This is a genomic window from Bradyrhizobium sp. MOS003, assembly GCF_003020125.1.
Taxonomy (GTDB): domain Bacteria; phylum Pseudomonadota; class Alphaproteobacteria; order Rhizobiales; family Xanthobacteraceae; genus Bradyrhizobium.
The window spans coordinates 1120271-1138846 of sequence record NZ_PYFW01000001.1 but is presented as its reverse complement, the minus strand read 5'-3'; the positions used below and the strand labels follow the sequence as shown (position 1 = coordinate 1138846).

General features: G+C 64.9%; 16 protein-coding genes. 7 read left to right on the top strand and 9 right to left on the bottom strand.

Features of this window, described 5'->3' with window-relative positions; translation table 11 throughout:
* Window positions 1–169: 169 nt before the first annotated feature.
* The 3 genes from C7G42_RS05475 to C7G42_RS05460 form a co-directional block, all read right to left on the bottom strand.
* Window positions 170–763, bottom strand: a complete 594-nt coding sequence (locus C7G42_RS05475) for a GNAT family N-acetyltransferase (RefSeq protein WP_106948002.1) — start codon at window positions 761–763, stop codon at window positions 170–172.
* 192 nt (window positions 764–955) lie between these two features.
* Window positions 956–2461, bottom strand: a complete 1506-nt coding sequence (gene glpK, locus C7G42_RS05470; RefSeq protein WP_106948001.1) for a glycerol kinase GlpK — start codon at window positions 2459–2461, stop codon at window positions 956–958.
* A gap of 278 nt (window positions 2462–2739) precedes the next feature.
* Window positions 2740–3057: an endonuclease domain-containing protein gene (locus C7G42_RS05460; RefSeq protein WP_245427541.1), complete on the bottom strand. Its 318-nt coding sequence runs from the start codon at window positions 3055–3057 to the stop codon at window positions 2740–2742.
* Between the two features lie 250 nt (window positions 3058–3307).
* On the opposite strand from C7G42_RS05460, the gene C7G42_RS05455 reads away from it, so the two are divergent.
* Complete coding sequence (locus C7G42_RS05455; RefSeq protein WP_158537565.1) at window positions 3308–4666, top strand: MBOAT family O-acyltransferase; 1359 nt, start codon at window positions 3308–3310, stop codon at window positions 4664–4666.
* Window positions 4667–4668: 2 nt separating this feature from the next.
* Complete coding sequence (locus C7G42_RS05450) at window positions 4669–5562, top strand: hypothetical protein (RefSeq protein ID WP_106947998.1); 894 nt, start codon at window positions 4669–4671, stop codon at window positions 5560–5562.
* A gap of 15 nt (window positions 5563–5577) precedes the next feature.
* Here the strand turns inward: C7G42_RS05450 and C7G42_RS05445 are convergent, their stop codons facing one another.
* From C7G42_RS05445 to C7G42_RS05420, 6 genes are all read right to left on the bottom strand, one after another.
* Window positions 5578–6351, bottom strand: a complete 774-nt coding sequence (locus tag C7G42_RS05445) for an SDR family NAD(P)-dependent oxidoreductase (RefSeq protein WP_106947997.1) — start codon at window positions 6349–6351, stop codon at window positions 5578–5580.
* 131 nt (window positions 6352–6482) lie between these two features.
* Entirely contained in the window at window positions 6483–7625 is a 1143-nt protein-coding gene (gene pimD, locus C7G42_RS05440; protein WP_106947996.1) for a pimeloyl-CoA dehydrogenase small subunit, read from the bottom strand.
* Window positions 7626–7800: 175 nt separating this feature from the next.
* Window positions 7801–8991, bottom strand: coding sequence for a pimeloyl-CoA dehydrogenase large subunit (pimC, locus tag C7G42_RS05435; RefSeq protein WP_106947995.1), 1191 nt, complete (start codon window positions 8989–8991; stop codon window positions 7801–7803).
* A 16-nt stretch (window positions 8992–9007) separates the two neighbouring features.
* Window positions 9008–10195: an acetyl-CoA C-acyltransferase gene (locus C7G42_RS05430; protein ID WP_106947994.1), complete on the bottom strand. Its 1188-nt coding sequence runs from the start codon at window positions 10193–10195 to the stop codon at window positions 9008–9010.
* On the bottom strand, window positions 10192–11874 hold the full coding sequence (gene pimA / locus C7G42_RS05425; protein ID WP_106947993.1) for a dicarboxylate--CoA ligase PimA: 1683 nt from the start codon (window positions 11872–11874) through the stop codon (window positions 10192–10194). Before pimA ends, C7G42_RS05430 begins: the two co-directional genes overlap by 4 nt.
* Window positions 11875–11972: 98 nt before the next feature.
* Window positions 11973–14069: a 3-hydroxyacyl-CoA dehydrogenase NAD-binding domain-containing protein gene (locus C7G42_RS05420; protein ID WP_106947992.1), complete on the bottom strand. Its 2097-nt coding sequence runs from the start codon at window positions 14067–14069 to the stop codon at window positions 11973–11975.
* A 131-nt stretch (window positions 14070–14200) separates the two neighbouring features.
* Between C7G42_RS05420 and C7G42_RS05415 the strand changes: the two genes are divergently transcribed.
* The 5 genes from C7G42_RS05415 to C7G42_RS05395 all read left to right on the top strand — a co-directional run bounded on the left by C7G42_RS05415 (window position 14201) and on the right by C7G42_RS05395 (window position 18556).
* Window positions 14201–15067, top strand: coding sequence for an IclR family transcriptional regulator (locus C7G42_RS05415; RefSeq protein ID WP_199580791.1), 867 nt, complete (start codon window positions 14201–14203; stop codon window positions 15065–15067).
* A gap of 66 nt (window positions 15068–15133) precedes the next feature.
* On the top strand, window positions 15134–15931 hold the full coding sequence (locus C7G42_RS05410; protein ID WP_106947991.1) for an ABC transporter ATP-binding protein: 798 nt from the start codon (window positions 15134–15136) through the stop codon (window positions 15929–15931).
* Window positions 15928–16641 carry an ABC transporter ATP-binding protein gene (locus C7G42_RS05405; protein ID WP_018318824.1) on the top strand — a complete coding sequence of 238 codons (714 nt, stop codon included), beginning with the start codon at window positions 15928–15930 and terminating at the stop codon, window positions 16639–16641. Before C7G42_RS05410 ends, C7G42_RS05405 begins: the two co-directional genes overlap by 4 nt.
* Before the next feature lie 14 nt (window positions 16642–16655).
* Window positions 16656–17534: a branched-chain amino acid ABC transporter permease gene (locus C7G42_RS05400; protein ID WP_106947990.1), complete on the top strand. Its 879-nt coding sequence runs from the start codon at window positions 16656–16658 to the stop codon at window positions 17532–17534.
* A gap of 2 nt (window positions 17535–17536) precedes the next feature.
* Window positions 17537–18556, top strand: coding sequence for a branched-chain amino acid ABC transporter permease (locus C7G42_RS05395; RefSeq protein WP_106947989.1), 1020 nt, complete (start codon window positions 17537–17539; stop codon window positions 18554–18556).
* Window positions 18557–18576: the final 20 nt, after the last annotated feature.

Genomic DNA, 18576 nt, shown 5'->3' with positions numbered 1-18576 from the left:
AGATCGGAGCTCTTAGGACGCATGCGGCATCTGCAATTTTGTCTTCTCGCGCTCTTCGCCGCGTCCCCCGCCCACGCCCAGGACCGCCCGATCGGCTTCCTCACGCCGTCAAATAATGTCGCCTGCCAGTTCTTCACCGATGTCCTCATCCGGGCTTCGACCTCGCACGCTACTCGATGATCGGCACGTGCTTCGCCGCATCGCGCGGCGCCGTTCCGTCGAGACGCGGATCGTCGGCGATCTCGATCTGGCGGTGGAACGGGCGGAAGCCGGAGCGCTCATAGAACGCGACGGCGGAGGGGGGATCGAAGGTGCAGGTGTGCACCCAGACACGGTGGACGTCTCGGGACCACGCCATCGCCAGTGCGCGGTTCATCAGGAAGCGGGCGGCGCCCGTACCGATCAGGCGACCCGTGACACCGAAATAGACCAGCTCACATTGACCGGGCTCGCGGAAGTCGAGTTCGAGCAGGCCTTCATCGCGGCCGTCCAGGGTCAGCGCGTAGACGTCGACACCTGGTGCGTGAATGATCGCGGCAAGCTCTGCATCGGTCATGCGGGCGCGCGAGAACCACAGCCAGTCCTCGCCAACGCGGCGGAAGAGATCGCGGTACCAGGGAAGCGCGGGGGCGTCCACCTTGCGCAGGGTCCACGCGCCCGGCGGATCATCGCGACGGGCGGGAGGCGCATTCATTTCGAGATGGGTGACGACAGCGGCGATCTTGCCGGCGGGGACGTTGGAATATCCGTCGGGAAGGATCATTTGGCGCTGCTTTCGTTCGCTAGAGGTCGGCCCGTGACGGTCGCCCCACACTCCGTCATTGCGAGCGCAGCGAAGCAATCCAGACTGTCTGCGCGCTGGCAGTCTGGATTGCTTCGTCGCAAGAGCTCCTCGCAATGAAGGGTGTGGAGGCAGCTGGTCGCGCCTTGCTTCATAGGCGTACGCGGGACGCGCCTACCCCTCCCCTTCATCGCTCGCCAGCACGCCCTTGACCGCTCGCGCCCAGCCCGCCAGCTTCCGCTCCCTTGTCGCCTGGCTCATATTCGGCTTGAAGCGATGCTCCAGCCGCCAATTGTCGGCGAACTTGGTCGGCTCGGGATAGACGCCGGCCTGGAGCCCCGCGAGATAGGCGGCGCCTAGCGCCGTGGTCTCCTGAATCACAGGGCGATCGACCGGGGCATCCAGCAAATCGGCGAGGCGCTGCATGGTCCAGTCCGACGCGGTCATGCCGCCGTCGACGCGAAGAACCACGCTGGCGGTTTCCGAGCTTGGCCAGTCCGCGCGCATCGCGGCCCAGAGATCGAAGGTCTGGTAGCAGACGCTCTCCAGCGCGGCGTGGGCGAGCTCGGCGGGGCCGGTGTTGCGGGTGAGGCCGAACAGCGCGCCGCGCACCCGCGGATTCCAGTAGGGCGCGCCCATGCCGACGAAGGCGGGGACGAGATAGACGCTCTGCATGGAATCGGACTGGTCGGCGAGAGGTCCGGTTTCAGCGGCGTGCTTGATGATGCCGAGGCCGTCGCGCAGCCACTGCACGGCCGAGCCTGCGACGAAGATCGAGCCTTCGAGCGCGTAGGTGCGCTTGCCGTCGAGCTGATAGGCGACCGTCGTGAGTAGCTTATTCTTCGACACCACAGGCGTGGTGCCGGTGTTGAGCAAGGCAAAACAGCCGGTGCCGTAGGTTGACTTCATCATGCCCGGGCGGAAGCAGGCCTGGCCGATGGTGGCGGCCTGCTGGTCACCGGCGATGCCGGAGATGAGAATCGCGCCGCCGAACAGATCGGGTGTGCTCTCGCCGAAGCGGGCGGAGGAATCCTTCACCTCGGGCAGCATCGAGCGCGGCACGCCGATGATCTCCAAGAGCTCGTCGTCCCACTGGCCGGTGTGGATGTTGAACAGCAGGGTGCGCGAGGCGTTGGTGGCGTCGGTGGCGTGCACCTTGCCGCCGGTGAGGCGCCAGAGCAGATAGCAATCGACGGTACCGAACATCAATTCGCCGCGGGCGGCGCGGGCGCGGGCGCCGGGGACGTGGTCGAGAATCCAGGCGATCTTGGTGCCGGAGAAATAGGGATCGATGATCAGGCCGGTCTTCTGCGAGATCACGGGCTCGCGGCCATCGGCCTTGAGTTTTGCGCAGATGTCGGCGGTGCGGCGATCCTGCCAGACGATGGCGCGGTGCACGGCCTGCCCCGTCGCGCGGTCCCACACCACGGTGGTCTCGCGCTGATTGGTGATGCCGATCGCGGCGATGTCCTTTGCACCGATGCCGGCCTGCGCGATGGCGTCGCGGCAGACCTTCACGGTCGAGGTCCAGATATCCTCCGGCTCGTGCTCGACCCAGCCCGAGGCCGGGAAATGCTGCGGAAACTCGGCTTGCGCCTTCGCCGCGATCGATATGTCGCCGCGAAACACGATCGCGCGCGAGGAGGTGGTGCCCTGGTCGATGGCGAGGACGAAAGACATGGAAGTTACCTTGGCGTTTCCCGGAGGAGTCGTTGTGTCGGGCCAAAGGGAGCGGATTGGAGGCAGAAGGTCAAGGTGGGATGCAGGTCGCGTTCCTTACCCTCCCCTGGAGGGGGAGGGTCGATCGCGCGTAGCGCGAGCGGGGCGGGGTGATCTCTCAACACGGGCGGTGTCGGATGTGGAGAGACCGTCACCCCACCCCGTCTCACATTTCGCTACGCTCAATGTGAGCCGACCCTCCCCCTCCAGGGGAAGGTAAGAGAAGAGCGCCCGATTCGCTAAGTTCGGCGATGCTTCAGCGGCGTCGTCTCGGCTTCGCGCGATCCGTAGAGCTCGACATAGATTCGTTCGAGAACTGCTGTCAGGTCTCCTGTGATCTCCGAATTCCAGAACCGGATGACGCGGTAACCTTCGTGTTCGAGCCAGCGTTGACGGTCGAGGTCGCGTGCGGCCACGGGGTCTTCATTGTGGTGGCCGCCGTCGAGCTCGATGATGAGACGCTTGGCGGGGCAGAAGAAGTCGACGATGTATGGACCGATCGGCGCTTGACGGCGGAAGTGTGAGCCCTCGATCGGCAATTCTTTGAGGCACGCCACAGGATCCGCTCATGGGGTGTGGTATTCGCCCTCAGCTTTTTCGCGGCGTTGCGTCGGATTGATGTTGACACCATCTTTGCGGCTTCACCCCACCCCGCTGCGCATTACATGCGCAGCGACCCTCCCCCTCCAGGGGAGGGTAAACAACGCCGCTCATGCCGGCAACCAAAAGTCGCATCCCTGCATGGCCCGCAAGGCTATGACCATCTCGACCAAAATGCTAAACGCCATGCCGGGCAAACGGGGCGGCATGACATTCACTTCCTATCAGTTCGGCGTCTTCGTCGCGGTGGTGTTCGGCGCCTATTACCTGGCTCCGCTGCGGCGCTTCCAGGTGCAGCTGCTGGTGCTGGCGAGCGTGTTCTTCTACGGTTTCGGCCAGCCCGAGCTGCTGCCGCTGTTGCTCGTTGCGGTGCTGGGCACTTATGTCTGCCTGGTGCTCGCGTTCGAGAACCGCGCCGTCTGGATGCCGGCCGGCATCGTCTTCAATCTCGGCCTGCTGGCGTTCTTCAAATACAAGTTCCTGTTCGTCGATTCCGGCGCAGCACAGCTGACCGACGCCGCGCCGATCGACTTCCTGCTGCGGCTGCCGCTGCCGATCGGCATTTCGTTCTTCGTGTTCCACAACATCAGCCTGCTGGTCGACCTCACGCGCGAGAAGCGCACCGCGCGCCTGCGCGACATGTTCCTCTACATCATCTTCTTCCCGCAGCTCGTGTCCGGGCCGATCACGCGTGCGGCGCAGTTCATGCCGCAGATCGTGCCGAAGCGGATCGGCGACGTCGCCTTCGTCGAGGCCGCGAAGTGGATTCTCGTCGGCTATTTCTTCAAGCTGTACGTGGCGAACAATCTCAACGAGATGACGTCCTACATGGACTTCCCGCTCCACGAGACGCTGCGCACGCAGGATCGCTGGCTGCTGGTGTTTCTCTACAGCTACCAGATCTACGCCGACTTCTTCGGCTACTCGGCGATTGCGGTCGGGCTCGGGCTGCTGTTCGGCTATCGCCTGCCCGTGAACTTCAACCTGCCCTACATCTCGACGTCGTTCTCCGAGTTCTGGACGCGCTGGCACATCTCCCTGTCGACCTGGCTCAGGACGTATCTCTACATTCCTCTCGGCGGCAACCGGCATGGACGGGTGCGCACCTATCTCAACCTGATGATCGTGATGACGCTCGGCGGGCTCTGGCACGGCGCGAGCCTGAGCTACGCGCTGTGGGGCATGGCGCACGGGCTGCTGCTGGTCGTCGAGCGGCCGTTCCTGAAGCTTGTCGGCAATGAGGCTCCGGCGCTGCGGGTGATCAGGATGGGCATCGTGTTCTTCTGCGTCACCATGCTCTGGATCTTCTTCAAGCTGCCGGAATTCGACCATGCGCTCGGCTACCTCAAGGGGATGTTCATCGCGACCGACGCGCCGAATCCGCCCAAGCTGTTCACCAATCTCGCTTTGCTCTACGCCCTCCCGGTGATCCTCCAGCATGCCGGCATCGGCGCGCTGATCGCGGGCCGGTTGCGGCGGTGGGAGCCCTATCTCTATGGCGGGCTCGCGGGACTGACTCATCTCGAAGCCGGTGCCGACAGCGCCTTCATCTACTTCCAGTTCTGACGATGCAGCAGGTCTCGACGCTTTCATGGCTGGTCAGGTGCGCGGTGGCAGCAGTCGCGCTGCTGCTGGCCTGCGGCCTGGCCCCGCAACGCTACGGCTCGGCCCTGCAGCAGCCTGCCGTCACCACGCGCGACGGCACCCTCGTCACCCTCAACCGCTACGTTCAGGAGCCGGTCCCCGACATCGTGCTGGTCGGCAGCTCGGTTACCTGGCGTCTCAAGGAGGAGTATTTCACGCTTCCACGCCTGCGCAATCTGGCGCTGGCCGGCGGCTCACCGGTGACCGGCCTCGCCATCGTCGCCGGGCAAGCACGCCTGCCGAAGACCGTGCTGATCGAGACCAATGTGCTGTCGCGCGAAGCCGACGGCGGGCTGATCGAGAAATTCTCGCATGGCGCGGGCGCGGAGGCCCTGCTCCTGCGGCCGGTGCGAACGGTGATCGCGGCCTATGAGACCTGGAATCACGCCGGCCCCGGTTCCGCCCGGTCGCGCGCCGAGCAGGATCGCCTGCTCGCCCGCCCGCCTGGGACGTTCGACAACAGGGTGTATCTCGACCGCGCGCTGCAGCAGATGAATGACGGCGACCCGACCGCCCCGGCGCGCGCGAATGTGGTCCGCATGCGACAACTCGTCGACGATCTGCAGCGGCGCGGCGTTCGTGTCTTCCTGTTTCACATTCCCTTCGCGCCGGAGATCGAGGGCTCGCGCGTGGTCCGGACGACCGGCGAGATCGTCCACGAAGCCTTCCCCGATCGCAGCCTCTGGCTGACAGTCGATCCGCCGGGGAGCGAGCTGCGCTGGGACGACGGGGTGCATCTCGACGAACGATCGTCCCTGATCGTCGCGCGCGCCATCGAAAGCGCACCCGCCGGGCGCCGCGACGCGCGCGGGCCATAGCCCTGCGAGCGGGGGCTATACCGCAGCGGTGGTGACGCCGCCGTCGATCACGATGGTCTGCCCCGTCATGAAGCTCGATGCATCCGAGGCAAGATAGGCCACCGCGCCGGCGATCTCGTCGGGCTCGCCGATGCGGCGCAGCGGCGTGGTGGCGGTGCGGCGCTTGAGATTGGCTTCGTCTTCCCACAGCGCGCGGGCGAAATCGGTCTTGACGAGGCCGGGCGCGATGCAGTTGACGCGGATGCCTTTCGGGCCCCATTCGCCGGCGAGCGAGCGGCACAGCGCGAAATCGGCGGCCTTGGAGATGCCGTAGGCACCGATCACGGTGGAGCCGCGCAGGCCGCCGATCGAGGAAATGATGACGACGGAGCCCTTGCCGCGCTCGGCCATCTGCGGGATCGCGAGCGCAGAGAGCCAGATGTTGCTCTTGACGTTGGACCCCATGATCTTGTCGAAGGCTTCGTCGGTGATGTCGAGCAGCGGGCCGTAATATGGATTCACCGCGGCGTTACAGACCAGGATGTCGATCTTGCCGTAGTGCTTGATCGTGCCCGCGACCAGCGCCTCCACCTCGGCCTTGCGCGCGATGTTGCAGGGGATGACGGTGGCGTCGCCGCCTGAAGCATTGATGCCGTCGGCAACTTCCTTGCAGGCCTCGGCCTTGCGCGAGGAGACCACGACCTTGGCGCCGAGTTTCGCCAGCAATTCGGCGGAGGAGCGGCCGATGCCGCGGCTGGAGCCGGTGACCACGGCGACCTTGCCGGTGAGATCGAACGGGGTGTTTTTCATTGTTCAGCTCTCTCTGGTCATTCCGGGGCGCGCGTAGCGCGAGCCCGGAATCCAATTCACCGCACGTGATGCCGCCTGATGGATCCCGGGCTCGCGCTTCGCGCGCCCCGGGATGACAGTCATGGTGTGTCTTAGATCAACCCGCCGCCATCCGCGACGCGGCGCTGGTGGTAGTCGGTGTCACCAAAACTGTTCTCGATCATGGTGAGGCGCTTGAAGTAGTGGCCGATCTTCGCCTCCATGGTCATGCCGATGCCACCGTGGAGCTGGATCGCCTGCTGGCCCACGAACTTCAGCGACTTGCCGATCTGCACCTTGGCCGCGGCGATCGCGTTGGCGCGCTCCTTGGCATCCTCGAAATCACCGGCCATGGTCGCGAACATCGACATCGAACGGGCCTGCTCGGCCGCGACGAACATGTCGGACGCCCGGTGCTGCAGCGACTGGAACGAGCCGATCGCGACGCCGAACTGCTTTCGCGTCTTGATGTACTCGACCGTGGTCTTGAGCGATTCGTCCATCAGGCCGACCGCCTCGGCGCAGAGCGCGATGCGGGCTTCGTCGACGACACGCTCGATCAGCGCCAGCGAATCCTCGGGATTGCCGAGCACGGCGTCCGCACCCACCTCGACGCCGGTGAAGGTGATGTCGGCGGCGTGCAGGCCGTCCTGGGTCGGATAGCTCTTCCTGGCGACGCCCTTGGCATTGGCCGGGACCAGGAACACGCCGATACCGGACTTGTCGCGCCGGTCGCCCTTGGCACGGGCGGTGACGATGAGCGTGTCGGCGTTCTCGCCGTTGAGCACGACGAACTTCTCGCCGTCGATGACGTAAGCCTCGCCCTTCTTCTTCGCGGTGGTCGCGACGTCGAACAGGTCGTAGCGCGAGTTCTTCTCGAGCTGGGCGAACGCCAGTGTCTTGCTGCCGTCGATGATGCCGGGTACGTGCGCGGCCTTCTGCGCGTCGGTGCCGGCGTGGCGCAGGAAGCCGCCGCCGATCACGACCGTGGCGAGGTAGGGCTCGAGCACCAGCGCCTTACCGAGCGCCTCCATCACGATCATCGTCTCGACGCCACCGCCGCCGAAGCCGCCATCGGCTTCTGCGAACGGCAGGCCGAGCAGGCCCTGCTCGGCAAGCTTGCCCCAGACCGCTTTGCTCCAGCCGCCCTTCTCCTTCATGTACTTCTTGCGGCTCTCGAAATCGTAGGAATCGGTCAAGAGGCCGTCGATGCTTTCCTTGAGAAGCCGTTGCTCCTCGTTCAGATCAAAATCCATGTTTTGGTTCCTCGTACCCGGACTATCTGGCTTCGTCATTCCGAGATGGCCCGTAGGGCCAGGCCCGGAATCCATAATCCCGATTGGTGGTTATGGATTCCGGGCTCGCGACTGCGTCGCGCCCCGGAATGACGATGGAAAAATTGCCCTCCCCGCCTCCGCGGAGAGGAGAAGATCACAGTCCCAGCACCGCCTTGGCGATGATGTTGCGCTGGATCTCGTTGGAGCCGCCGTAGATCGAGACCTTGCGGTTGTTGAAGTAGCTCGGCGCGATCTGGGCGGTCCAGTCCATGGCTTCGTTGGAGCCGTCGTCGCCGTGCACGTCGTAGGGCGCGGCGAACGGGCCGATCACTTCCATCAGCAGCTCGGTGGTGGTCTGCTGGATCTCGGAGCCCTTGATCTTCAGCACGGAGGAGGCCGGATTGGGCTTGCCCTTGCCGTGCTTGCCTTCGTCGGCGACGACGCGCAGCTGCGTGAGTTCCAGTGCCTTCAGCTCGATCTCGCACGCCGCCAGCTTCTCGCGGAACGCAGCGTCCTGGATGATCGGCTTGCCGCCGGATTCAACCTTGCCGGCGAGATCGCGGATGCGGCGCAGCCGCTCCTTGGAGACACCGACCCGGGCGATGCCGGTTCGCTCGTTGCCGAGCAGGAATTTCGCGTAATCCCAGCCCTTGTTCTCCTCGCCGATCAGGTTCTCGACGGGCACCTCGACATTGTCGAAGAAGACTTCGTTGACCTCGACGCCGCCATCGATGGTCTGGATCGGGCGCACGGTGACGCCCTTGGACTTCATCGAGAACACGATGAAGGAAATGCCCATCTGCTTCTTGGCGTTGTTGTCGGTGCGGCAGAGGCAGAAGATCATGTCGGCGTGCTGGGCCAGCGTCGTCCAGGTCTTCTGGCCGTTGATGATCCACTTGTCGCCCTTGCGCTCGGCCTTGGTGCGGAGCGAGGCGAGGTCGGAGCCGGAGCCGGGCTCGGAGAAGCCCTGGCACCACCAATCGTCGACATTGGCAATGCGCGGCAGATACTGCTTCTTCTGCTCCTCGTTGCCGAAGGTGTAGATGACCGGGCCGACCATGCTGACGCCGAAGGCGAGCGGCTGCGGAGCCGGATAGGACTGCACCTCTTCGTTGAAGATGTAGTGCTGCACGGAGGTCCAGCCGGTGCCGCCATACTGTTTGGGCCAATGGCTGACGCCCCAGCCCTTCTTGTTGAGGATGCGCCACCACGTCACCATCTCGTCCTTCGAGAGATGACGGCCCTCGACCATCTTGCGCCGGGTATCCGGCGGCACGTTGTCGCGGAAGAACTGCCGCACTTCCTCGCGAAACGCCTGCTCTTCTTTCGTGAATGCGAGATCCATCGGATCCTCCTGTGAATTACTGCAGAACTTCGAACAGCCCGGCCGCGCCCATGCCGCCGCCGACGCACATTGTGACGACCGCATATTTGGCCTTGCGGCGGCGGCCTTCGATCAGGGCGTGGCCGGCGAGGCGGGCGCCCGACATACCGTAGGGGTGGCCGACCGCGATTGCGCCGCCGTCGACGTTGATCTTGTCGGGGTCGATGCCGAGCTTGTCGCGGCAATACAGCACCTGCACCGCGAAGGCTTCGTTGAGCTCCCACAGGCCGATGTCGTCGACCGTGAGGCCGTGGCGCTTGAGCAGACGCGGCACGGCGAAGACCGGGCCGATGCCCATCTCGTCCGGCTCGCAACCGGCGGAGACGAAGCCGCGGAAGATGCCGAGCGGCTTGAGGCCGCGCTTTGAGGCTTCCTTGTCGCTCATGATCACGCTGGCGCTGGCGCCGTCCGAGAGCTGGCTGGCATTGCCGGCAGTGATGGAGAAACCCTCGCCACGCACCGGCTTGAGGCCGGCGAGGCCTTCGAGCGTGGTCTCGGGGCGCGGCCCTTCGTCCTGCGACAGCGTGATGTCCTTCATCGACACGGTGCCGGTCGCCTTGTCGGTGACCGCCATCTGCGTCGTGATCGGGGCGATCTCCTCCTTGAACTTGCCGCCCTGTTGCGCTGCCGCCGTGCGGCGCTGGCTCTCCAGCGAATACTCGTCCTGCTTCTCGCGGGAGATGCCGTAGCGCTTGGCGACGACTTCAGCGGTGTCGATCATGGGCATGTAGACTTCGCCCTTGATCTTGAGCAGCGCCGGGTCCTGGGCGTGGAAGCCGTTCATCTTGTCGTTCTGCACGAGCGAGATGGACTCGCCGCCGCCGCCGACCGCGATCTCGACGCCGTCGAAGATTACCGAGCGCGCGGCGAGCGCGATGGCCTGCAGGCCCGAGGCGCATTGCCGGTCGATGGTGGTGCCGGCCACGGTGACGGGAAGGCCGGCGCGAAGCAGCGCCTTGCGCGCGATGTTGCCGCCGGTCGCGCCCTGCTGCAGCGCTGCGCCCATCACGACGTCCTCGATCTCCTTCGGATCGACCTTGGCGCGAGCGACGGCTTCGCCGATGGCGTGGCCGAGCAGGGTTGCGCCCTCGGTGGCGTTGAGCGCGCCGCGATAGGCCTTGCCGATCGGGGTGCGGGCGGTGGAAACGATGACGGCGTCGGTCAAGAGCGACCTCCTGATATGGCTTGAGTGGATTGTGACGGTTTCTGCTGCTGGCGCAATTCGTGGCGCGACAATTTTCCGACCGGCGTGCGCGGCAAATCGTCGACGAACTCGACCTCGGCCGGCAGCTCGTGCTTGCCGACCTTGCCGGCGAGCTGCGCGCGCAGCTCGTCGAGCGAGAAGGGCTTTGCGCCGGGCTTCAGCTTGATGAAGGCCTTGGCGGCCTCGCCCCGATACTGGTCGGGGATGCCGAGCACGATCACCTCGTGCACGCCTGATATGGTGTAGATCGCCTGTTCGATCATCTGCGGATAGACGTTGAAGCCGCCGGAGATGATCATGTCCTTCTTGCGGTCGACCAGAAAGAAATAGCCGTCCGCGTCGACATAGCCGATGTCGCCGGTGAGGAAGCGGCCGTCAACGAAGGCATCTGTAGATCCCTCCGGCCTGTTCCAGTAGCCTTGGGTGACGTTCGGGCCCTTGATACGGATCTCGCCGACTTCGCCGGGCGGCAGCACTTTTTTCGGATCGTCCAGCGCAACCACATCGAGCTCGATGCCGGGCAGCATCAGGCCGATCGAGCCGGGCTTCTCCGGCCCGGTGGGCGGATGGCCGGTGCCGGGCGAGCAGGTCTCGGTCATGCCCCAGCCGCTGCGCAGCTTCTTGCCGACCTTGCGCTCGAAGAAGTTCGCGACCTCCACCGGCAGCGGCGCGCCGCCGGAACCGATGGTGGCGAGCGAGGAAAAGTCGCGCTTGTCGAGATCGGGGAGCGCTGCGATCGCGATCCACATCGTCGGCACGCCAGGAAAATACGTCGCGCGCTTGATCTCGATGTCGCGCATCACGGCCTCGACGTCGAAGCGCTGATGCAGCGAGATCAGGTTGCCCCGGCTGAGCGAGGACAACAGCACGACGGTCAGCGCGTAGATGTGAAACAGCGGCAGCACGCAGATGACGCGCTCGATCGTATCGCCGCGTGCCGCGCGCGACGGTTTGCCCCAGACGTCGTAGATCGACACCGCCGAGGTGAGATTGCCGTGCGTGAGCATGGCGCCTTTGGGCAGGCCAGTGGTGCCGCCGGTATATTGCAGCAGCGCGACGTCGTCGGCCGTGACCGACGGCCATTGCGCGGGCGCTGTGGCACCTTCGACGAAGGCCTTGAAGGTGACGATGCGGGGATCGTCGGGGATCGCGGCCTGCGGCGTGCCGACCTTGCCCCAATCATCGTCCTCGCAGACGACGAGGCGATCGATCAGCCCCTTTTCGAGGAACTTAAGCGCGGTCGGCAGCAAGGCCTGAAGGTTCGAGGTGACGAGCAGGCGCGAGCCGGAATCCGAGACCTTGTGGGTCAGCGCGATCTCGCCGTCGAGCGGCGACAGATGCGCGACGCGTGCACCCGCCTTCAGCGCGCCGAAGAAATTGACGGGGTGGTCGGGCGTGTTGCCGAGGAACAGCGCGACCGACGTGCCCTTGCCGATGCCTTCGCGCAGGAACGCCGCCGCGGCGCGCTCGGCCCGAGCTGCGAGCTCGGTGTAGGTGATCGGGCGATCACGGAATTCCAGCGCAGTGCGCGGGCCGTAGTCGGCGGCCGACTTCGACAGCAGATCAGGCAGCGAGCCCTGGACGATGGTGTCGTCCCAACGCACGCCCTCGGGGTAAAACTGTTCGCCGGGATGGGTCATTTTCTTGATTGTTTGAGCGTGCAACTAACACAAACCGTCATTCCGGGGCGCGACAAAGTCGCGAGCCCGGAATGACGAGGGTTGAGACGAAGCGGCCATCAAGCCGCCTTCGATGCCGCCGCGAGCGAAGCGAACGTCTTGCCTTCGGCCGCGAGTTTCTTCAGCAGCGGAGCGGGCTCGAGGCTCGGGTCGTTGGTCTCCTTGGCGTAGTAAGCGAGCCGATCGGCGATGTGCTTGAGGCCAACGCTGTCGGCCCAGAACATCGGGCCGCCACGGTAGATCGGCCAGCCGTAGCCGTAGAGCCAGACCACGTCGATGTCGGAGGGACGCGCGGCAATGCCCTCTTCGAGTATCTTCGCGCCCTCGTTGATCATCGGGTACATCATGCGCTCGAGGATCTCGTCGTCACTGACGATTCGCTTCTTGCGGCCGAGACGGGCGAGCGTCTCGTCGATCAGCTTCTCGACCTCCGGATCGGGCAGCGCCGAGCGGCTGCCTGCTTCGTACTTGTAGTAGCCCTTGCCGGTCTTCTGGCCGAAGCGACCGGCCTCGCACAGCGCGTCCGCGATCTCCGACTTGATGCCGCGGTCCTTGCGCGAGCGCCAGCCGATGTCGAGGCCGGCGAGGTCGCCCATCGCGAACGGTCCCATCGGCATGCCGAACTTGGTGACGACGGCGTCGACCTGCTGCGGCAGAGCTCCCTCGAACAACAGCTTCTCCGACTGCTTGCCGCGCTGGGCCAGCATGCGGTTGCCCACAAAACCGTCGCAGACGCCAACCACGGCCGGCACCTTCGCGATCTTGCGGGCGATGTTCACCGCGGTGACCAGCGCATCCGGCGCGGTCTTGTCGGCGCGCACGATCTCGCACAGCTTCATGACGTTGGCGGGCGAGAAGAAGTGCATGCCGAGCACGTCCTGCGGACGCTTGGTCGACTTCGCGATCTCGTCGATGTTGAGATAGGAGGTGTTGGAGGCGAGCACGGCGCCGGGCTTGACGTATTGGTCGAGCTTGCCGAACACTTCCTTCTTCACCGCCATGGTCTCGAACACGGCTTCGATGACAAGGTCGGCATCGCCGACGTTCTCGATGCCGACGACGCCGTTGATCAACGCCATGCGCTTGGCGGGCGCGTCGGCCGGAATGCCGCCGCGCGCCGCGGTCGCTTCCCAGTTCTTCTGCATGATGCCCATGCCACGCTTGAGCTGCTCCTCGCCGGTCTCGATCAGGGTGACGGGAATGCCGGCATTGGCGAACGACATCGCGATGCCACCGCCCATGGTGCCGGCGCCGAGGATGGCGACGCGGTTCACGGGACGCGGCTTGGTGCCGTCGGGGACGCCGGCGATCTTGGCGGCTTCACGCTCGGCGAAGAAGGCATAACGCTGCGCCTTGGACTGGTCGCTGGCGACGAGCTTGAGGAAACCCTCGCGCTCCTTCTTCAGACCTTCGTCGAAGGGTAGGTCAATGGCGTAGCCGACGGCGTCGGCGGCGGCGAACGGCGCTTCCAGGCCGCGCGACTTCTTGGTCATCGCGGCGACCGCATTGGTGAAGATCGAGCGGTCGGCCTTGGCGGCCGCGAGCTTGGAATCGTCGTCGCGCAGACGCTTGAGCGGGCGCTTCTCGGCCAGCAGCTTGCGGACGAACGCCTCGCCGCCCGAGGCCGGCCCTTCGACGATCTCCTCGATCAGACCATGCTTGAGCGCTTCAGCCGCACCGATGGGATCGCCGCCGACGATCATCTTGACCGCAAGCTCGGGACCGACTGCGCGCGGCAGGCGCTGGGTGCCGCCGGCGCCCGGCAGAAGTCCGAGCTTCACCTCGGGCAGGCCGAGCCTGGCTTCCTTCACCGCAACGCGGTAGTGACAGGCGAGCGCGACCTCGAGGCCGCCGCCGAGCGCCGTGCCGTGGATCGCTGCGACCACCGGCTTCGACGAATTCTCGATCTCGGACAGCACGTCGTTGAGGGCGGGCGGCTTCGGTGGCTTGCCGAATTCGGTGATGTCGGCGCCGGCGATGAAGGTGCGGCCGGCACAGGTCAGCACGATGCCCTTGATGGCGGGATCGGCGATTGCGGCCTTGATGCATTCCAGGATGCCACCGCGGACCGCGGCACTCAGAGCATTGACCGGAGGGCTGTCGACCGTAACGATCCCGACCTCGTCATGACGCTCAAGCTTGACCACTTCGCTCACGGTATTCCCTCCTTGGTGGGGATTTACTTTTGTTCGATTTCGCGGTGCGGAATTTAATTCCGCATCTTGACGGCAGGGTTATTTTGAAGCACGTGGCTTGTCAACGACTCCGCGCAAGAAGCAGATCAGGGATGAAGCGTACAGGAAAGAAGACCGCGACCGATCGGAATTTCGTCGTCGCGCTCTCCCGCGGACTGAACGTATTGCGCGCATTCCACCCCAACGACGGTCTTCTCGGCAATCAGGAGATTGCGGCTCGGACAAACCTGCCGAAGCCCACAGTGTCGCGGCTGACCTACACCTTGACCAAGCTTGGATATCTCGCGCCGGTTCCCCGGTTCGAGAAGTACCAGCTCACACCGGCCGCGATGTCGCTCGGCTACGCCGCGCTCGCCAATCTCGGCGTTCGGCATTTGTCCGAGCCGTTCCGGGAGGAATTGATGCGCGCGACCGGCGGCGCCGTCGCCGTCGGCGGCCGCGACCGTCACAGCATGATCTATTTCGGGCAAAGCCGCGGCAGCGAGACCGTCGGGGTTCAACTTGACGTCGGCTCCCGCGTGCCGATTGCAACCAGTGCGATGGGCCGCGCCTATTTCTGGGCGCTCGACGATTCGGACCGCGCAGACCTGTCGCGCCTGTTGCGCGAACATTACGGCAGCCGCTGGCCCAAGATGCGCGACGGACTGGAACGTTCCGGCGAGACCGTCGCGAAACACGGTTTCGCGATCTCCGTCGGCGACTGGCACGACGACATCGGCGCCGCCGGCGTCGCACTCAGGCTCAACGACGGAACCGGTCCGTACGCATTCAATTGCGGCGCGCCCGCATTCCGCTTCACGGAAGAGCGTTTGATCAACGACATTGGACCGCGTCTGCTAGCGATGGTAAGGAACATCGAAGCGGCACTCGGGGGTCTGATGCCGCATTCCAAAAAAGACGTCAGCAAAAAGCTGAAATCAGGAGGGAAACTTGCTCGTGTGGCCGAGGGGATCAGATAGCCTTTGTCATCATCGGGAGCGGTTCGCATCGCCCCTTCGCTCACTGAACGACGTGAGCGAGACGAGATGACGCAGGCACAGCTCGCGCAGGGGACGTCGCCCCTGCTCGCGGTTCGCGACGTCAGCGTCGTGTTCGGCGGCATCATCGCGCTCAACGGCGTGTCCTTCGACATGCACAAGGGCCAGATCCTCGGCTTGATCGGCCCCAACGGCGCCGGCAAGACGACGCTCTTCAACTGCCTGTCCCGGCTCTATCAGCCGTCATCCGGCGACATCCTGATGGAAGGCGCGAGCATCCTGTCGCGGCCGCCGCACCGGATCGCCGAGATCGGCATCGGCCGCACGTTCCAGAACGTGGCGCTGTTTCCGAACCTCTCGGTGATGGACAACGTCCGCGTGGGAACCCACGCCCGAACCTCCAGCGACATCATCAGCGACTCGCTGCGCCTGGCCTGGATCCGCCGCAGCGAAAGCGACGTGAACAAGAAGGTGCACGAGATCCTCGCCTATCTCGACCTCGAGGACGTCGCCCACACCGTGGTGTCCGGCCTGCCCTTCGGCACGCAGAAGCGCGTCGAGCTGGCTCGCGCGCTCGCGGCCGACCCGAAGATCCTGTTGCTCGACGAGCCCGCCGGCGGCCTCAACCACGAGGAAGTCTACGTGCTCGGCGACCTCATCCGCAAAATCCGTACCGAGCGCCACATGACCGTGCTGCTGGTCGAGCATCACATGGGCCTCGTGATGTCGATCGCCGACCACGTCGTCGCACTGAACTTCGGCAAGAAGCTCGCGGAGGGCACCCCTAGCCAGGTGCAGGCGGACCCCGACGTCATCAAGGCCTATCTCGGGAGCAAGGACCAATGACGACACTGCTCAACGTCAAGGATCTGCGCGCCTATTACGGCCAGGTCCAGGCGCTCCATGGCCTGTCTTTCTCGCTCAACGAGGGATCGCTCGTGACGCTGCTCGGAGCCAACGGCGCCGGCAAGACCACCACGCTGCGCGCGATCTGCAACATGGTGCGCTCCACCGGCGGCATCGAGTTCGACGGCAAGCCGCTGAACAACCGCTCCACCGAGAGCATCGTGCGGTTCGGCATCGCCCATGTGCCGCAGGGCCGCGGCACCTTCACCACCATGACGGTGGAGGAAAACCTCCAGCTCGGGGCGATCACCCGCAAGGACAGCGCCGGGATCGTCTCCGACATCGAGCGCATGTATGCGCATTTCCCGGTGCTGAAGCAGCGCCACACCCAGCAGGCCGGCACGCTCTCCGGCGGCGAGCAGCAGATGCTCGCGGTCGCGCGCGCCCTGATGCTGCGGCCGCGCCTGATGCTGCTGGACGAGCCCTCCTTCGGCCTCGCGCCGCTGGTGGTGCGCGACCTGTTCGGCATCCTCGGCAAGATCAACCGCGAGGACAAGGTGTCGATCCTGGTGGTCGAGCAGAACGCCCAGCTCGCGCTCGAGCTCGCCGACCAGGCCTATGTGATCGAGACCGGCCGCATCGTGATGTCGGGCAACGCCAAGGACATCGCGAACAACGAAGAAATCCGCAAATCCTATCTGGGTTACTGAGGGAGCCGGGACAAATGGAGCTTTTCACCAACCAGGTCCTGGCTGGAATCGCCACCGGCGCCATTTACGCCTGCATGGCGCTGGCCGTCGTGATGATCTACCAGGCCATCGACCATCTCAACTTCGCGCAAGGCGAGATGGCGATGTTTGCGACTTTCATCTCATGGCAGCTGATGCAGTGGGGCGTGCCCTATTGGGCGTCGTTCGTGATCACGCTGGCCTTCGCCTTCGTCGGCGGCGTCGCGATCGAGCGTATCCTGTTCAAGCCGCTCGCCAAGGCGCCGGTGCTGACCAATGTCGCCGGCTTCATCGCGCTGTTCGCGATCATCAACTCCTCGGCCGGCCTGATCTGGGACTTCACCATCAAGCAGTACCCGACCCCGTTCGGCTCCTCGCCGTTCCTCGGCAGCCAGTTGATCTCGACCCACCAGGCGGGCATGATCGGCGTCACCGTGCTGCTGCTGATCGCGCTCTACTTCTTCTTCCAGTACACGCGGATCGGCCTCGCCATGCGAGCCGCTGCCTCGGTGCCTGAATCCGCCCGCCTCGTCGGCATCAATACGAGCTGGATGATCGCGCTCGGCTGGGGCATGGCCTCGGCGATCGGTGCCATCGCCGGCATGCTGATCGCGCCGGTCGTGTTCCTGGAGCCCAACATGATGGGCGGCGTTCTGATCTACGGTTTTGCAGCCGCCGTGCTCGGCGGATTGACCAGCCCGTTCGGCGCCGTCGTCGGCGGCTTTCTCATGGGTATCTTCGAAAACCTGGCCGGCACCTACATCCCGGGCGTCGGTAACGAGCTGAAACTCCCGATCGCGCTCGCGCTGATCATCTCCGTCCTGGTCGTCAAACCCGCTGGCCTGTTCGGCCGGCACATCGTCAAGCGAGTTTGATCATGAGCGCAGCAGAAGAAGTCGTTGCCGAAGGCCACCAGGCGGTCGAGGCCGTTCCGAAGCGGGCCATGACGCTGGGCACCGGCACCTCGCTGGTGGTGCTGGCGGCGCTGTTGATCGTGCCTCTGCTCGTCAAGAACTTCATCATCTTCCAGATGACGATGCTCCTGATCTACGGGCTCGCCGTGCTGGCGCTGAATATCCTGACCGGCGGCTCCGGCCAGTTCTCGCTCGGCCAGAGCGCGTTCTACGCGGTCGGCGCCTATACCTCGGCAGTGCTGATGGAGCACGCCAACCTCAACTACGCGCTGACCCTGCCGATTTCCGCCGTGGTCTGCTTCGGATTCGGTTATCTGTTCGGCAAACCGGCCCTGCGGTTGTCTGGCGTCTACCTCGCGCTCGCGACGTTCGCGCTCGCCACCGCGATGCCGCAGTTGCTCAAGCTGAACTTCCTCGAACACTGGACCGGCGGCGTACAGGGCCTCGTCGTCACCAAGCCGGACGCGCCGTTCGGCCTGCCGATGTCGCAGGACACGTGGCTGTATTACTTCACGCTGCTCGTGACGGTCGCGATCTACATCTTCGCGGTTAACCTGCTGCGCTCCCGCTCGGGCCGCGCCTTCATGGCGATCCGCGACAACGAGATCGCGGCCTCCGCCATGGGCGTCGACGTCGCGCGCTACAAGACGCTCGCTTTTGGCGTCTCCGCCGCCGTCACCGGCATCGCCGGCTCGCTCGGCGCCATCGCCGTGCAGTTCGTGGCCCCAGACAGCTATACCATCACGCTCGCGATCTCGCTGTTCCTCGGCATGGTGGTCGGGGGCGTCGGCTGGCTGCCCGGCTCGTTCGTCGGTGCGGCCTTCATCATCTTCGTGCCGAACATGGCGGAGAGCATTTCCAAGGGCCTCTCCGGCGCCGTGTTCGGCGTGCTGCTGTTCCTCGTCATCTACCTCGTGCCGCACGGTGCAAGGCAGATCGCGATCCTGGGCCAGCAATTGGTCGGCAAGCTCAGGAAGAACTGAAGACCCGTTAGATTAGAGAA

Bases quoted from the DNA above. Each gene is read 5' to 3' on its own strand.
- C7G42_RS05475 (WP_106948002.1), bottom strand. From the start codon at position 763: ATGATCCTTCCCGACGGATATTCCAACGTCCCCGCCGGCAAGATCGCC.
- glpK (WP_106948001.1), bottom strand. From the start codon at position 2,461: ATGTCTTTCGTCCTCGCCATCGACCAGGGCACCACCTCCTCGCGCGCG.
- C7G42_RS05455 (WP_158537565.1), top strand. From the start codon at position 3,308: ATGACATTCACTTCCTATCAGTTCGGCGTCTTCGTCGCGGTGGTGTTC.
- C7G42_RS05450 (WP_106947998.1), top strand. From the start codon at position 4,669: ATGCAGCAGGTCTCGACGCTTTCATGGCTGGTCAGGTGCGCGGTGGCA.
- C7G42_RS05445 (WP_106947997.1), bottom strand. From the start codon at position 6,351: ATGAAAAACACCCCGTTCGATCTCACCGGCAAGGTCGCCGTGGTCACC.
- pimD (WP_106947996.1), bottom strand. From the start codon at position 7,625: ATGGATTTTGATCTGAACGAGGAGCAACGGCTTCTCAAGGAAAGCATC.
- pimC (WP_106947995.1), bottom strand. From the start codon at position 8,991: ATGGATCTCGCATTCACGAAAGAAGAGCAGGCGTTTCGCGAGGAAGTG.
- pimA (WP_106947993.1), bottom strand. From the start codon at position 11,874: ATGACCCATCCCGGCGAACAGTTTTACCCCGAGGGCGTGCGTTGGGAC.
- C7G42_RS05415 (WP_199580791.1), top strand. From the start codon at position 14,201: ATGAAGCGTACAGGAAAGAAGACCGCGACCGATCGGAATTTCGTCGTC.
- C7G42_RS05410 (WP_106947991.1), top strand. From the start codon at position 15,134: ATGACGCAGGCACAGCTCGCGCAGGGGACGTCGCCCCTGCTCGCGGTT.
- C7G42_RS05405 (WP_018318824.1), top strand. From the start codon at position 15,928: ATGACGACACTGCTCAACGTCAAGGATCTGCGCGCCTATTACGGCCAG.
- C7G42_RS05400 (WP_106947990.1), top strand. From the start codon at position 16,656: ATGGAGCTTTTCACCAACCAGGTCCTGGCTGGAATCGCCACCGGCGCC.
- C7G42_RS05395 (WP_106947989.1), top strand. From the start codon at position 17,537: ATGAGCGCAGCAGAAGAAGTCGTTGCCGAAGGCCACCAGGCGGTCGAG.